The sequence below is a fragment of the Natronospira elongata genome (assembly GCF_034931365.1).
Classification (GTDB): domain Bacteria; phylum Pseudomonadota; class Gammaproteobacteria; order Natronospirales; family Natronospiraceae; genus Natronospira; species Natronospira elongata.
Window position 1 is genome coordinate 1 of the sequence record NZ_JAYGII010000044.1, and the last position, 15,233, is coordinate 15,233.

14 protein-coding genes are annotated in these 15,233 nt (G+C 61.9%); 8 read left to right on the forward strand and 6 right to left on the reverse strand.

Annotation, left to right across the window (positions count from 1 at the left end):
* Positions 1 to 621, forward strand: a 621-nt coding sequence (locus tag VCB98_RS12430; RefSeq protein WP_346053022.1) for an HAD hydrolase-like protein, incomplete at its 5' end; no start/stop codon positions are given.
* Positions 622 to 646: 25 nt separating this feature from the next.
* On the opposite strand, the gene VCB98_RS12435 is transcribed toward VCB98_RS12430, so the two are convergent.
* The gene (locus VCB98_RS12435) at positions 647 to 1,249 is read right to left on the reverse strand and encodes a Maf family protein (protein ID WP_346053024.1); all 603 of its coding nucleotides are present in this window, start codon (positions 1,247 to 1,249) and stop codon (positions 647 to 649) included.
* A gap of 158 nt (positions 1,250 to 1,407) precedes the next feature.
* On the opposite strand from VCB98_RS12435, the gene VCB98_RS12440 reads away from it, so the two are divergent.
* The 4 genes from VCB98_RS12440 (at position 1,408) to VCB98_RS12455 (ending at position 4,390) form a co-directional block, all read left to right on the forward strand.
* Positions 1,408 to 1,959 carry a YceD family protein gene (locus VCB98_RS12440; protein WP_346053026.1) on the forward strand — a complete coding sequence of 184 codons (552 nt, stop codon included), beginning with the start codon at positions 1,408 to 1,410 and terminating at the stop codon, positions 1,957 to 1,959.
* Positions 1,960 to 2,068: 109 nt separating this feature from the next.
* Complete coding sequence (gene rpmF, locus VCB98_RS12445) at positions 2,069 to 2,275, forward strand: 50S ribosomal protein L32 (RefSeq protein WP_346053028.1); 207 nt, start codon at positions 2,069 to 2,071, stop codon at positions 2,273 to 2,275.
* Positions 2,276 to 2,396: 121 nt separating this feature from the next.
* Positions 2,397 to 3,425: a phosphate acyltransferase PlsX gene (gene plsX / locus VCB98_RS12450; RefSeq protein ID WP_346053030.1), complete on the forward strand. Its 1,029-nt coding sequence runs from the start codon at positions 2,397 to 2,399 to the stop codon at positions 3,423 to 3,425.
* Positions 3,422 to 4,390, forward strand: coding sequence for a beta-ketoacyl-ACP synthase III (locus tag VCB98_RS12455; protein ID WP_346053032.1), 969 nt, complete (start codon positions 3,422 to 3,424; stop codon positions 4,388 to 4,390). The genes plsX and VCB98_RS12455 overlap by 4 nt, the downstream gene beginning before the upstream one ends.
* Before the next feature lie 29 nt (positions 4,391 to 4,419).
* On the opposite strand, the gene VCB98_RS12460 is transcribed toward VCB98_RS12455, so the two are convergent.
* The 5 genes from VCB98_RS12460 to gspC form a co-directional block, all read right to left on the reverse strand.
* Positions 4,420 to 5,253: a bifunctional nuclease domain-containing protein gene (locus VCB98_RS12460; protein ID WP_346053034.1), complete on the reverse strand. Its 834-nt coding sequence runs from the start codon at positions 5,251 to 5,253 to the stop codon at positions 4,420 to 4,422.
* A 104-nt stretch (positions 5,254 to 5,357) separates the two neighbouring features.
* A complete protein-coding gene (gspF, locus tag VCB98_RS12465) occupies positions 5,358 to 6,590 on the reverse strand; it encodes a type II secretion system inner membrane protein GspF (RefSeq protein ID WP_346053036.1) in 1,233 nt (410 codons plus the stop codon).
* A gap of 4 nt (positions 6,591 to 6,594) precedes the next feature.
* Positions 6,595 to 8,175 (reverse strand): type II secretion system ATPase GspE, encoded by a 1,581-nt coding sequence (gene gspE, locus VCB98_RS12470; RefSeq protein WP_346053048.1) that lies wholly within the window; start codon positions 8,173 to 8,175, stop codon positions 6,595 to 6,597.
* A complete protein-coding gene (gspD, locus tag VCB98_RS12475) occupies positions 8,162 to 10,213 on the reverse strand; it encodes a type II secretion system secretin GspD (protein ID WP_346053038.1) in 2,052 nt (683 codons plus the stop codon). Before gspD ends, gspE begins: the two co-directional genes overlap by 14 nt.
* 53 nt (positions 10,214 to 10,266) lie before the next feature.
* The gene (gspC, locus tag VCB98_RS12480; RefSeq protein WP_346053040.1) at positions 10,267 to 11,199 is read right to left on the reverse strand and encodes a type II secretion system protein GspC; all 933 of its coding nucleotides are present in this window, start codon (positions 11,197 to 11,199) and stop codon (positions 10,267 to 10,269) included.
* A gap of 237 nt (positions 11,200 to 11,436) precedes the next feature.
* Between gspC and VCB98_RS12485 the strand changes: the two genes are divergently transcribed.
* The 3 genes from VCB98_RS12485 to VCB98_RS12495 form a co-directional block, all read left to right on the forward strand.
* The gene (locus tag VCB98_RS12485) at positions 11,437 to 13,659 is read left to right on the forward strand and encodes a CHASE2 domain-containing protein (protein WP_346053042.1); all 2,223 of its coding nucleotides are present in this window, start codon (positions 11,437 to 11,439) and stop codon (positions 13,657 to 13,659) included.
* Between the two features lie 141 nt (positions 13,660 to 13,800).
* Complete coding sequence (clpS, locus tag VCB98_RS12490; RefSeq protein WP_346053044.1) at positions 13,801 to 14,133, forward strand: ATP-dependent Clp protease adapter ClpS; 333 nt, start codon at positions 13,801 to 13,803, stop codon at positions 14,131 to 14,133.
* Between the two features lie 57 nt (positions 14,134 to 14,190).
* A partial coding sequence (locus VCB98_RS12495; RefSeq protein WP_346053046.1) for a Clp protease N-terminal domain-containing protein occupies positions 14,191 to 15,233 on the forward strand: 1,043 nt, incomplete at its 3' end.

The following is a 15,233-nucleotide window of genomic DNA, read 5'->3' on the forward strand; positions in this document are numbered from 1 at the left end:
CATATCGTGGCCTCGGTCCAGGCAGCGGCCCAGGACCTGGGCTGGCCGCCACCCCCGGCGGAGCGGGTCCGGAGTGTCATCGGCCTGAGTCTCGACCAGGCCCTGGCTCGCGCCTTGCCGGGGCTTTCCCGGGCCGAGGCCCAGGCATTTCAGACGGCCTACCGGGAACGTTATCTGGCAGAGGATCGGGACGAGGGTGGGCTGTATCCTGGCGCCTTGCGCGTGTTGGACCGTCTGCAGGGGCAGGGGATCTGGTCGGCTGTGGCCACCGGCAAGGGGCGGGCCGGACTGGATCGGGTATTGTCGGAACTGGATATTGAAGCCCGGTTCGTTGCCACCCGCTGTGCCGATGAGGCGCGCTCAAAACCCCATCCGCAGATGCTGGAGGATTTGCTGGATGTGACGGGGCTGGAGGCGGATCAGGCCTTGATGGTGGGGGATACCAGTTTCGACCTGGAGATGGCCGCGGCCATCCGCATGCCGGCCGTGGCCGTCACTGGCGGCGCCCATCCCGAGGCCCGGCTGCGGGAATGTCGTCCGCTGGCCATTCTTCCCGGTGTCAGCCATCTGGACGAGTGGCTTGCGGGGCAGGGAGTATTCCCGTCTCGACAGGGCCAGTGAGTTTTCCTCGCAAGCCTCGCCGCAGTCAGATCTCGTATCCCAGTCCACGCAGGCCCCGCGCGACGGCAATCAGGGGCAGGCCGATCAGGGCGGTGGGGTCTTCCGATTCGATGCCATCGAACAGGGAGATGCCGAGACCCTCGCAGCGGAAACTGCCCGCACAATCCAGGGCCGGTTCCCGCTCAAGATAGCGCCGCGCGGTGTCTTCTCCGAATTGCCGAAAATGCACCCGGGTTCGGTCCAGGTGCTCCACACAGCGGTCGGGGAAGCGGCTGTCAATCAGGCACAGACCGGTAAGAAAACGGACCTCGTGGCCGGCTGCGCGGCTGAGCATGGCGACCCCGGTTTCCAGGTCGCCCGGTTTGCCGAGAATCTCGCCGTCCAGGACCGCGGCCTGGTCGGAGCCGATGACCAGGGCTGGTTCATCGCAGGCACTGGCCACGGCCAGCGCCTTTTCCCGGCTCAGGCGACCGACATAGGCCTCCGGGCTTTCCTCCGCGTTGATTGACTCATCAATATCAGCGGGGTGCTGTTTGAAGTCCGGAACCAGCCGACGCAGGAGGTCGGCCCGGTAGGGCGATCGGGACGCGAGGACGATTCGCTCGGGGGTGGATTCGGCCTCTGCCATGATGATTGCTCCGGTCGCGACTTGCTTGGGGGTCTTTTACGCCACGCCAGCCGTCGGGTCAATCCCGTGAGTGCAGGGAAAACAACAAGTTGGCCAAATTTCGCTTTGACAGTGGGGTGGTGTTCCCGTACCATTGCCCGTTTATGTCGAAGCCGTTTTTGGACCCTCTTGATCCGGAGCGCCTGGCTGCGGGGCAGACCGCCGCCGAAGGGCATGTGGCGCTCGACCGGATGCCGCGATTGAACGCCGAGCTGTGCCTCTCCGCGGGCGCCGAGGCGGATGAGGTCTGGTGCCGAATGCGCTTTGACCGTGATGCTCACGGTAGACTGACAGTCAGGGGTGAAGCCCGAGTGACGGTGCCCCTGGAATGCCAGCGCTGCCTGGAGCCGGTGGCAAAGCCCCTGGCGGTGAGCTATGACCTGGTCATCGTTGACAGTGAAGCGGATGTCGATGCCTTGCCCGCGGAAATGGACGCCATCATCCGCGAGCAACGCCTCCTGGATCCGGCTTTGCTGTTGGAAGAGGAATTGATGGTGGCGTTGCCGATTTCGGCCCGCCATGAGCGGATCGAAGACTGTGGCCCGCTGGCCAGGGATGAGATGCTGTTGCCGCCGGATTCCGAAGGGCAATCCAGCGAACCGGCACCGGGGCCAACCCGGCGACCTTTCCAGGTCCTCGCCGCCCTCAAGGGCGGTGGCAAGAAAAAATGAATGGATGTCTTCAGGGGCTGACCCCAGCGGCATCCCATCGAGCAAGCTGGATCACGCCAATGCGTGATTCCTTTGAAACTCAAGCTTAAGAGCAAGTCTGGAGCAGACAATGGCCGTTCAGAAGAATCGCAAGACCCCGTCCAAGCGTGGCATGCGCCGTGCACACGACAGCCTGAAGAACCCGACCCTGTCGGTGGACCCCACCACCGGCGAGACCCATCGCCGCCATCACGTCAGCCCTGACGGCTACTATCGTGGTCGCAAGCTGGTCGCTACGCCGGCGGATGAGATTGATTTCGAAGAGGACGAGGACTGAGCTCGCTGGAGCTACCTCGCGTCCGAGAGGCCGCGGCCGGGTGCCGCGGCTGCTTTTTGACGGCCCCGAGCGGGCCGTGACAATGGCAATCCGCTTCGATCAGTCTCGTTGGAGTTAATGCATGAGTGCTCGCATCACACTGGCACTGGACGGGATGGGAGGTGACCACGGCCCCAGTGTCGTTGTGCCTGCCGCGCTCGCTTTTCTGTCCAGGCGGGATGATGTTTCCCTCATTCTGGTCGGAGATGAGTCCGCCCTGGAGTCTGCCCTCGAAGGGGCCGATACGGACCTGCGCAAGCGCATCCGCATTCACCACGCCAGCCAGGTGGTCAATATGGATGAGTTGCCCAGTCAGGCCCTGCGCGGCAAGAAAGACTCCTCCATGCGGGTTGCCATCAATCTGGTCAAGCAGGGTGAGGCCCAGGCCTGCGTGAGCGCGGGTAACACCGGCGCCCTGATGGCCACCTCCCGCTTTGTGCTCAAGACCCTTCCCGGCATCGATCGCCCCGCCATTATCTGCCCCATCCCGGCCCGCGGTGGTCATACCCACATGCTTGATCTGGGTGCCAGTGCGGATTGCACTGCCGAGCACCTCTTGCAGTTCGCCGTTATGGGCTCGGCCGTGGCCACGGCCGTGCATGACATCGAGCGACCCAAGGTCGGCTTGTTGAATATCGGCGAGGAAGAGATCAAGGGAACCGAAACAGTTCGTGATGCCTCGGCCATGCTCAGCGACAGCAGCCTCAACTACATTGGCTATGTGGAAGGCAACGACATCTTCGGTGGTGGCGTGGACGTGGTGGTCTGCGAGGGCTTTGTCGGAAATGTCTCTCTCAAGACCATGGAAGGCGTGGCAAAAATGATTGGCGCCTACATCAAGGAAGAATTCAACCGCAATGCCTTTACCCGTCTGCTGGCGCTGGTGGCCATGCCGGTGCTGCGGGCCCTGCGTCGACGAACCGATCCACGGCGTTACAATGGTGCCAGTCTGGTGGGCCTTCAGGGTATCGTGATCAAGAGCCATGGCGGCGCTGACATGGTAGCCTTCGAGAACGCCATTCATATTGCGGCGCTTGAAGTGAAGGAAGACGTGCCGGCGCGAATCAGTCGGTTGTTGGAAGATGAAGATAAAGAGAGGCAGGGCGTTTGATGTATTCACGCATAATCGGTACCGGTCGATATCTCCCGGAAAAGGTCCTGAGCAATCGCGATCTTGAAAAGATGGTGGAGACCAGCGACCAGTGGATCCGGGAGCGAACGGGTATCGAGCGGCGGCATATTGCCGCGGATGGTGAGACGACCTGCGATCTCTGTGAACACGCCGCCCGTAATGCCATGGAAGCGGCCGGTGTAACTCCTGACGATATCGACATGATCATCGTGGGGACCACGACACCGGATCAGATCTTCCCCAATGTCGGCTGCCTGCTCCAGGAGCGCCTGGGTAATCGGGGCGTGCCGGCCATCGGCCTGGAAGCCGCCTGCAGCGGTTTCATCTATGGCATGAGCGTTGCCGACAAGTTTATCCGCACCGGTGCGGCCAAGCGGGTTCTGGTGGTCGGGGCCGAGACCTTGTCACGATTCATTGACTGGACCGACCGTTCCACCTGCGTGCTGTTCGGTGATGGTGCCGGTGCGGTGATCCTGGAAGCCTCCGATGAACCGGGAATCATTTCCACCCATATCCACGCCGACGGCAGCTACAAGGATCTGCTGTATTTCCCCTCCGGCGTGTCCAAGGGCTTCAACGATCTCAAGTCCGGCAAGGATTTTGTACAGATGAAGGGCAATGAGGTCTTCCGCGTGGCGGTGACCACCCTGGGTCGCATCGCCCGCGAGACCCTGGAAGCCAACAACATGTCGGGTGACGAGATCGACTGGCTGATTCCCCATCAGGCCAATCTGCGCATCATCGAAGCCACTGCCAAAAAGCTCAAGATGCCCATGGAGCGTGTCATTCTCACCGTTCAGGATCACGGCAACACCTCCTCGGCCTCGGTGCCCATGGCCCTGGATGTGGCGGTCAGGGATGGTCGAATCCAGCGCGGCCAGACTATCCTTCTCGAAGCCTTTGGCGGCGGCTTCACCTGGGGCTCGGCACTCATTCGATATTAAGTGTTGAGTGCTGACTGAGCACTCAGCACTCACAACCTTTCCTGCTCCGGCTCATCCCGCTGCGGCACTTCCGTGGGTACCTCGAAGCTGAGTGTTTCGCCATCGCGCTCGATTTCGATCTCCACGTATTCCCCGACTTCCACGCCCCGGAAGGCGTCAAGAAAATCCATGGGGCTTTCCGGTTCGATATCGCCCACCCGGGTTACCAGATCGCCGGGCTGGATGCCCAGGGTTGCCGCGCTGCCCTCGACCCGGCTGATCAACACCCCGCTGCGTGCGGACAGGTCCATTTCCTCGCGTAGTGCCTCGGTGGCGGCGACGACGGTGATACCGCCGGCACGTACCACATTCTGTTCTTCCTCCGGTGCGCGGAAGTCGAATTCCAGATCGGCTCGCAGAATCTTGCGGGCAACCTGGATTTCCGTTCCCGAGCGCACGGCCAGTGCAAGGCCGTCACTGGGGCGGGTATCCACTTCGATCAGTGCTTCCTGGCCGTCCTTTCGCAACATCAGACGGCCGTAATACGTACCGTTGCGAAGGTCATGGACTTGCAGGGAGATGGCTTCGGCATCCAGGGCCGACAGGGTGCTGGCGAGTAGATCATGGGTCATGGGGCGAGGTGTACTTACCTCATGCAGACCCTGAAGGATGGCCTGGGCTTCCATCACTCCGATGAAAATGGGGACGACCTCGCCACTGTCGGGCTCCCTGAGAAGCGCCACGGGGGCACCACTGCGCTCGTCCAGGCCAACCGTGGCCAACTCCACGGTGACCAGTTCATCGTCTTCATTGGCCAGGGGGTTGCCCAGGGAAATGACCAGGGCAAGCAGAATGGCAGCCAGGGAAAGCAGGGCAGGGCGCATGGCATTGACCTCCGGGACCGAACGCACATGTCCACTATGCAACGTCCTGCCAGCCGGTTAAAGGGGTATCGGTACCAGCGGCACGGCCGCCTGGCAGCCCTGAATCAGGCCACCAGCCGGTTCAGTTCCAGGATGGGCATCATCAGTGCCAACACGATGATCAGCACAATCAGGGCCATGACCATGATCAGCATGGGCTGAAGGAGGGACATCAGGGTCGATGTCAGGGACTCCATCTCCCGCTCCTGATTGGTGGCCGCCCGGTCCAGCATTTCCTCGAGCTCGCCAGAGGTTTCACCGCTACGGATCAGGTGAATGGTCATGGGCGGGAACAGACCACTGGCCGACAGGGAGCGGCCAATGGGGGCCCCCTCCCTGACCCGATTGGTGGCCTCTTCAATGGCCTTGCGCATGGGCAGGTTGCTCACCACTTCGCCGGATATGCGCATTGAGTCCAGCACCGGCACGCCGCTGCCGGCCAGGATGCTCAGGGTTCGGGCAAAGCGGGCCGTATTGAAACCCCGGTTCATCCGGCCGATCAGGGGCAGGGTGAGCAGAAAGCGATGGAAACGCCGCTTGGGTCCCTCACGCTGAAGGGCATGTCGAATGCCGAACCAGGCTGCAACCAGCAGCAGGCCAATCCATATACCGAAGTCCTGCAGAAATTCGCTGGTCGCAATCAGACCCTGGGTCAGGCCCGGGAGGTCCTGTCCGGTATCTTCAAACACTTCTACCACTTGCGGGACCACGTGCACCAGCAGGCCGACGATGATCAGTACTGCCACCACGGTCAGCACGATGGGGTAGACCATGGCCTGGGATATCTTCTGGCGCATGATCTGGCGATTCTCGGTGTATTCGGCCAGGCGCTCCAGCACCCCGTCCAGGTGGCCGGATTGCTCACCCGCGGCCACGGTCGAGCGATAGATCTCGGGGAAGGCGTTGGGAAATTCGGCCAGGCCATCGGCCAGGGTGTGACCTTCCATGATCCGGGAGCGCACAGCCATCAGAATGCTCTTGATGCGCGGTTTTTCCGACTGCTGGGCCACCGCGCTGACGGCCTCTTCAAGGGGGAGGCCGGCTCGAATGAGAGTGGCCAACTGGCGAGTGAGCAGGGCCAGATCCCCGGCGCTGATGCCGCGGCCAAGGGTGGGAATGACGGCACGTTTCTGACCGCCGCGACTGACGGTCTTGCGCCCGGATACCTCCTGCACATCCAGCGGGGTCAGTCGCTGTTCACGAAGCTGTTGCCGGATGTGGCGGGCGGTGTCGCCCTCGATCACGCCCTTTTTCTGCTTGCCCTTGATATCCAGTGCGGTGTATTCAAATGCGCCCATGTTGTCAGTCTTCCCGCGTGACTCGGACCACTTCCTGAATGGTGGTTTCCCCGGCCAGTACCTTGCGTCGCCCGTCTTCGCGAATGCTTGGCGTCAACTGGCGGGCGTAGCGCTCCAGAGCCTGTTCCGAGCTGCCATCATGGATCATGGTGCGCATGTGATCGTCGATGGGGACCAGCTCGTAGATGCCCATCCGCCCCCGATAGCCGCTGTGATTGCAGGCCTCGCAGCCCTTGGGGCGGTAGAGGGTCAGGCGTTCCTGGTCGGGCAGACCGATCATTTCACGTTCCCTTTCCTCGGGCTCGTAGGCTTCCTTGCAGTCGGGACAAAGACGCCTTACCAGCCGCTGGGCGGCCAGGCCCAATAGCGAGGAGGAGAGCAGGAAAGGCTCCACCCCCATGTCACGCAGCCGGGCCACGGCGCCGATGGCGGTATTGGTATGCAGGGTGGAGAGCACCAGGTGACCGGTGAGACTGGCTTGCACCGCAATTTCGGCCGTTTCCAGGTCACGAATCTCACCCACCATGACCACGTCCGGGTCCTGACGCAGGATGGCCCGCAGACCGCGGGCAAAGGTCATATTGACCTTGGTGCTGACCTGGGTCTGGCCGATGCCATCGAGGTAGTATTCGATGGGGTCTTCCACGGTCATGATGTTACGGCTGGTCTCGTTCAGCCGGGTAAGGCTGGCATAAAGCGTTGTGGTCTTGCCCGAGCCGGTCGGGCCGGTGACCAGAATGATGCCGTGGGGCTTGTGGATCAGCTCGTCCATGAGCCGCTGGGCCTTGGGTTCCATGCCCAGGTGGTCCAGGTCCAGTCGTCCGGCCTGCTTGTCGAGCAGTCGAAGCACCACGCGCTCGCCGTGGCCGGAGGGCAGGGTGGAGACACGCACGTCCACGGCACGGCCAGCTACCCGCAGGGAGATGCGGCCATCCTGGGGTACCCGTTTTTCGGCGATGTCGAGTTTGGCCATCACCTTGACCCGGGATACCAGCAGAGGGGCAACGGCTCGCCGTGAGGTCAGTGCTTCCCGCAGAACCCCATCTACACGGAAGCGAACCACCAGACGATTCTCGAAAGGCTCAATATGGATATCCGAGGCCGATTCCTTGACGGCTTCGGTGAGCAGGGCATTGATCAGGCGAATGATGGGTGCGTCATCATCCGCTTCCAGCAGGTCCTCGGGTTCCGGCAGTGATTGGGCAACACTGTTGAGGTCGACATCTTCCTCGATGCCTTCCATCATCTTGTTGGCCGAGCCGGCATCCTCGTAGGCCTGTTGGAGGATATTGTCGAATTCCTCGCGGGAGACCTTGCGGGGCGAAAGCGCAACCCCGGCGTAGCGACGGGCTTCCCGGAGACAGGCCGGTGTCACACCAGGGCGGCAGATCAGTTCGATGCGACCGTCGTCGAGTTTCTCACCCAACAGCACGCCGTGACGGCGGGCGAAGGCGAAGGGAAGCCGGCCCGCAACTTCCTCTTCTTCCGCCCCCTCGACAGGCGCCTCAAACTCCTCGCCTGCTTCCCGGAGGCTGTCTTCCGTCCGCTCGTCGGCGGCAGTTTGGAGGGGGTCAGTCGTCGCCATCATTATCCTCGTCTTCCATGTCCAGACGGGGTCCCCGGCGGCTGCTGCCGTCGTTCTCGTCCTGGTCATGGTGAGGCGTGTAACGGAATTGCTCCAGTGGCTCGAGCTGGGGGCGGCGGGCGCCATGAATCAGTGGCACACGGCTGCGATCACCGGCCTGGACATCACGGATGCGGTTGTACTTGGCTTCCGTGTAAAAGCGCGATTCATCCGGGCCACGCAGGATCACCGGCTTGAGGAACACCATCAGGTTGCGTTTTTCGGAACTGGTGCTGGTGCTCTTGAACAGATTGCCCAGTACAGGAATGGCACCGAGGATGGGCACCCGTTGCTCCTGTTCCCGGAGCTGCTCATCGATCAGGCCGCCGAGGACAATGACCTCACCATCCTCGACGATGACTCGCGTGTTGATGGAGCGCTTGTTGGTAATCAGGTCGGCAGCGCCACTGACCCCGCCGGCAATGCTGGACACTTCCTGCTCGATATCCAGAAAGACCGCATCACCCTCGTTGATACGCGGAGTGATCTTGAGGGAAATGCCCACGTCCTCGCGCTGAATGGTCTGGAAGGGGTTGCCGAAGCCGGTACCGACCCCGCCGCCACGCTGATCCCCCCGATCACCGCCACGGCCCGCGCCGGGGCCGGAGAAACTGCCGGTGATGAAGGGAACCTGCTGGCCCACGGTGATTTCTGCTTCCTCGTTATCCATGGTCAGCAGCGTGGGGGTGGAGAGAATATTGGTCTTGGAATCGCCGGCCAGGGCCCGGAATAGAGCAGCGAAGTCCAGGCCACCAGCCCGGGTCCGGCCGACGCCGAACAGCAGGCCGTCACCAGCCGCTTGCAGGCCCTGCTCGGGCGCACCGGCGGCCACGGCGCCGCCGATGGTGCCGATGTCCGCGCCGGACTGGGGGAAGCGGGTGATGCCGAAGGGGTTGCTGCCACTTTCATCCACCGCCGCCCAGGTCACGCCCAGTTCACCGGTCTTGTCCTCACTGACTTCGACGATGATGGCTTCCACCAGCACCTGGGCGCGGCGGATATCCAGTTTCTCAATGACGGAGTTGATCTCTCGCATCTGCCGCGGCGGGGCGGTGATGACCAGGGAATTGGTGCCTTCATCAGGGACAATGCTGACCCGTTCACCTTCCCGGGCATCATCACCATTCTCGATATGGCTTCGAAGCACCTCGGAGAGTGTGGAGGCATCGGAGTAACGAAGGTATCGGACCTGAGTGTTGCCGCCAGCCTCCAGGGGCGTATCCAGATGAGAGATCAGGGCCCGCATGCGCATGCGTTCACTCTGGCCGCCTCCCAGGAGGACACTGTTGCTGCGCTCATCAGCCACCAGGCTCAGGGGGACGCCGTCTTCGGCCCGGTCGCGGCGGTCCATGGAGGTCAGCACCCGGACCACTTCGCTGGCCGAGGCATGTTCCAGGCGAATGACTTCGATTTCATCGTCCTTGGCCCGGTCGATACGACGAATCAACTGCTGGATGCGTTCCACATTGGCGGTGCGGTCGGCGATCACGATCATGTTGGAGACCGCCACTGCCGCCAGATGGGAGTGTTGGGGAACCAGCGGGCGCAAGATGGGAACCAGTTGGGCGGCCGGCACATGCTCCAGCTGAATGACGCGGGTTTCGATTTCATCACTGAAGTGAACAGTGCTGGCGTCCAGTTCCGAGCCGGGCATCTGTCGGGCGTCGGAGGAGGGGACAATCTTGATCGTGTTGCCGCTTTCCATGGCAGCGAAGCCGTGCACCTGAAGGATGGACAAGAAGGTGTCGTAAACATCATCTGGCGCAATCGGGCGCGACGACGTCACGGTGATGCGCCCCTTGACCCGGGGATCAATGATGAAATTCTTGCCGGTGACATCCGAAATGGTATTTGCCACTTCCCGAATATCGGCTTCCTTGTAGTTCAAGGTGACCTTTTCAGCCATTGCCCAGGCGGGCATCAGCAGCAAGAGTGCCAGAGTCATGGCCAGCATTCGGGCCGGTCGCGTGGTTTTCTTTTCCAGGCTTTGCTTACTCATCGTTCTCTGCTTCCAGTTGTCTGTTGCCAGCCGGGCTGCCCTTGGTGCAGCAATCATTGTCCCAGCGAGATGGTCACGGAGGTTTCTCGTCCGCCCCGACGAATGGTCAGTTCCACGGAACTGGCGTCTTCCAGCTCATTGAGCAGGCGCATACCCGCCGCGGCGCTGTCCAGGGGGGTGCCGTTGACGGCGGTCACGATATCGCCGGCGCGCAGTCCCATCTGCTGGAACTCGTCGCGCATGCGCCCGGGGAAAACCCGGAATCCCACCATCTCGCCGTCTTCGCGGTGGGGAGTGGGGCGGATGACATCGGTAATTCGTTCGGGGTTCTCGCGAATGCTGTCGCGCAGGCCGGCCACGTCTTCCGGAACGGTGTACTCGTCACCATTGCCCCGGTCTTGCCGGGCCGTCCTGTCCGAGGCCTGAGCGCGCACCAGGCCGTCCTCGCCGTTTTCCCGGGGCAGTCGCAAGGTTTCCAGCTCTCCGCCGCGCTCAAGAATCACGCGGTTGGAATAGATTGCCCGCAGTGTGGCGCCGGAGCCCAGGCTGTCGCCGACCTTGTAGCTCTTGTCCTCATCCCGGCCCGAGGCAATGATGGCGCGGGCCATTTCGGGGATTTCGGTGGCCAGGACCCCCCGCAATTCCAGATTGAGCTGTGTTTCAGGGGCGTTCAGCTCGGCCAGGTCAATTTCTTCGGTGGTGTCCTCTTCCGGGTCCGGTTCGCCGAACACCGACAGGGCCAACAGCTGCTCAAGGTCCGTGTGGTCCTCGGTATCCGGAACCTCGGCAACGGACGGGGCTGGGCCGCCGTTGGCGACCGGGGCATCGTCAAGGGGAATGACTCGCCAGGCGATATCCGCCACGGAATAGGCGATAGCGATCACCAGCCCCAGCGTGAACGCCGTAGGCAAATGACGCGCAAGCCCTTGCAATCGCTCACGATCGAATCCCCCCAACTTTTTCAGACTCCCTGGATCGAGACGCATTCCGCCGTCCGCCTGACGCCTGCCAGCAGGCGTCTGTGAAAAAATGACCGAAACGACAATCATACGGACTTGCGCACCGCCGGCTCAAGCCTTTCCGTCCGTCAATGGCGCCCGGCCACTGATCCCGAGATCACGGCCAGCGGTTGGCGCGATTGTTGTAAAGTGGACTGTCAGGGCATCGGCAGGTTCAAATAGTAATATGAGCGAGGGGAATTTCTTAAGGTGAGTGGTCGCGGCATGTCAGCGCCAATTTGGAGCAGACACCCCCGGGAGCTGCAGATCCGGCTGCTGATCAGCGCCGTTTTGCTCGCTGTTTTTGCCGGCCATGCCTCCGGTCTGACCCCGATCCGGGTCATTTCTCATCTCGAGAACCTGGCCTACGACACCCGCCTGCGCATGACCATGCCCATGTCGGTGGATGAAAATATTGTCATTGTCGGTGTCGATGAGCCAAGTCTGGCCCAGGAGGGCCGCTGGCCCTGGCCCCGGGATCGCATGGCGGCGCTGATGGACCAATTGTTCGAGCGCTACGAGGCCAGAGCCGTGGGTCTGGATGTGGTTTTTGCCGAACCGCAGGATGGGCAGCGGGTTTCTTCCGCCGCTACCCGTGCACACAGCCAGTGGCGCTCTCTCGGAGGCTGGCTTGAGCCCAGCAGACCGGAGGAGCGCGAAGTGACCGCCGATGAAATCCTGGCCAATTCCCTGCGGGGTCGGCCGGTGAGTACGGCGATGTTGCTGCGGGACAGTGAGGAGGGCTATTCGGTGGGGGTGCTGCCGAGCCCGGTGATGCGCTGGGAGTCCCTGCCCCATGGGCTGGAGCCAGTGGAATCCGAAGGCTATACCGCCAATATCTCCCAGGTGGCCGAGGCGGCCACCAGCGGTTTTACCAGTAATCCCCTGGTGGACCCGGATGGCCATTTTCGGCGCATGCCCATGTTCTGGGCCCATGGTGGTCAGATCTACCCGGCCATGACCCTGCAGCTGGCCTGGCTGGTGTCTGGCTACAATGACAATCCCCCGGAAATCGATGCCTATCGCGGGCGATGGCCATTCAAGGCTTACCGGATGCAGGTGGGCAGTTCCAGGGTCCTCATGGACAGGCAGGCCGCCATACACATACCTTTCCGTGGGCCCCGCTTCAGTTTTCCTTACGTCTCCGCTGCGCAGGTCCTCAACGGCGAGGACCTGGATGGTCTGTTGGACGGCAAGGTGGTGCTGGTGGGGGGGTGGTCCTCGCGCCTGACCCAGATGCATGCCACCCCCGTGGATCAGGCCATGCCCAACGTGGAGGTCCAGGCCAATGTGCTATCCGCCCTGCTCGACGGGCGGATGCTGCACAGCCCCATGAATCCCGCCCTCAGCGAGATTCTGCTGCTGCTGTTGCTGGCGGTGCTCCTGACAGCGGCGTTCATGGTCTTTGGGGGCTGGGGGTCGGTCTTATCTGCCGTGGTGGTCCTGGTCAGCTTCAGTGGCTTCAACCTGGCCATGTGGCACTGGGCTTCGGTGGTCCTGCCCTATGCCTCGGTGGCCCTGTTCGTGGTGGTCCTTTACGTGCTGCATCTCCTTTACAGCCAGGTCATTGAGGCCCGCTCCCGAAGCCGCCTGTCCGAGGTGTTTGGCCAGTATGTGCCCAAGGAGTTGGTTCAGGAGCTGAACGAGCGGCCCCAGCGGGTCAGCCTGGCCGGTGAAAGCCGCCATATGACCGTGCTGTTTTCGGACATTCACGGTTTTTCCGGCATTGCGGAGGCCCTCAATCCGCGCCAGTTGACCCATTTGATGAATGAGTTCCTGACCTCGATGACGCGGGTCATCCACCAGCACCGGGGCACGATCGACAAATACATGGGCGATTCGGTAATGGCCTTCTGGGGGGCACCCCTGGATGCCCCGGACCATGCCCGCAAGGCGGTCATGGCCGCCCTGGACATGCAGAAGGAGATGGACCGGCTCAACCAGCGGTTCGGCGAGCGAGGCTGGCCGCAGCTTCGCCTGGGGATAGGCATCAATACCGGTCACATGAGTGTCGGCAACATGGGCTCGGAGTTCCGTATGGCCTACACGGTGATGGGCGATGCCGTGAATCTGGCATCCCGGCTGGAAGAAATGACCCGCCGCTACGGGGTCGGCATCATCGCCAGTGAATTCACCCGCAACGCCGTGCCCGAAGTGCGATTCATGGAATTGGGCCGGGAGTCGGTGCGCGGTCGGGAGAGCGTGGTGACCGTCTATGAGCCTTTGGGCCTGCCGGATCGCTTGACGGAGCTGGATGAGCAGCGCTCCCTCCAGTATGAGCGGGCCCTGGATGCCATGCGTGCCGGGCGGGACTGGGAAGTGGAGATGCTGGTGGAAGGGCTGCTGGTGTCTGACCCGGCCCGACACCGCCTGTATCGCTGGTTGCTGGACCAGCTTGATGGCCGGTCGGCGATGAATGACGGGCGGTATGGAGAATCCGCGGGATAAATGGGTCTATACCCGAAAAGAGGGTGATGGCTGTATCCCCTTGAATTTCCCGGGTTCCGGGCCAACTATTGGGTTGTGAGCGGCGTCGAAGGGTATCGCCGCCCTTACTGCCCGGCATGGGAATGGATTAAAATACAGGGTATGAGAGCGCAGAAAGGACAACAGAATTCCAGCCCGGAGAACCCGGGGGTTGCCGTTCAGGAAGCCAAGCCTGCGGTAAAGCGGCCGCCGCTTTACAAGGTTCTGCTCCTGAACGATGACTTTACCCCCATGGACTTCGTGGTTGAGGTGCTTCAGCGTTTTTTCCGCATGGACCGGAACAAGGCGACGCAGATCATGCTCAACGTGCACACCCAGGGGAAAGGGGTGTGTGGAGTTTTCACTTTCGAGATCGCGGAGACCAAGGTCGCCCAGGTCAATGACTACGCCAAACAGCACCAGCATCCATTGCTGTGCACCATGGAGCAGGCCTGACATGTCGTCAGCCTGTCTTCCGACCGCCAACCGCAACGCCAAGGGCAAAGGTGCGACATGCTGAGCAAGGAACTGGAATTCTGCCTTAACGCCGGCTTCAAGGAAGCTCGCCAGAAGCGGCACGAATTCATGACCGTGGAGCACCTGCTCCTGGCGCTGCTGGATGCCGCGCAGGTCATTGAAATTCTCCAGGCCTGTGGTGCCGACCTGGAGCAGCTCCGCCAGGAGCTGGCCCACTTCATCGACGAAACCACGCCCTTGCTGGAAGAAAGCGAGGGCGATGATGTGCAGCCCACGCTCGGCTTCCAGCGCGTCCTGCAGCGGGCCGTCTTCCATGTGCAATCCTCGGGCAAGAAAGAGGTCACCGCCGCCAATGTGCTGGTGGCCATTTTCGGCGAAAAGGAAAGCCACGCCGTCTATCTGCTTGGCAAGCAGACCATCACCCGCCTGGACGTGGTTAACTTTATCTCCCACGGTATTTCCAAGATTTCCGACGACGACGGTACCGAGAGTCAGAGCGAAGAAGATGTGGCGGTGGACGAGGGCGATACCTCCCCGCTGGACAAATACACCACCAATCTGAATCGTCTGGCTCGGGAAGGCCGGGTCGATCCCCTGATTGGTCGTGCCCAGGAGATCGAGCGCACCATTCAGGTGCTCTGCCGACGTCGAAAGAACAATCCCCTGTTTGTGGGTGAAGCCGGTGTGGGCAAGACCGCCCTGGCCGAGGGCCTGGCCCGGCGTATCGTGGACAAGGAAGTGCCGGAACCGCTGGCCGACAACACCATCTACTCGCTGGACCTGGGTGCCCTGATTGCCGGCACCAAGTATCGGGGTGACTTCGAGAAACGCCTCAAGGGTGTCATCGCTGATCTCAAGCGTCGCCCCGGATCTGTGCTGTTCATTGATGAGATTCACACCATTATCGGCGCTGGTGCGGCGTCCGGCGGTGTCATGGATGCCTCGAATCTCATCAAGCCGGTACTGACCAATGGTGATTTGCGCTGCATTGGCTCCACCACCTATCAGGAATACCGGGGCATTTTCGAGAAGGACCGGGCCCTGTCCCGGCGCTTCCAGAAAATTGATGTGCCCGAACC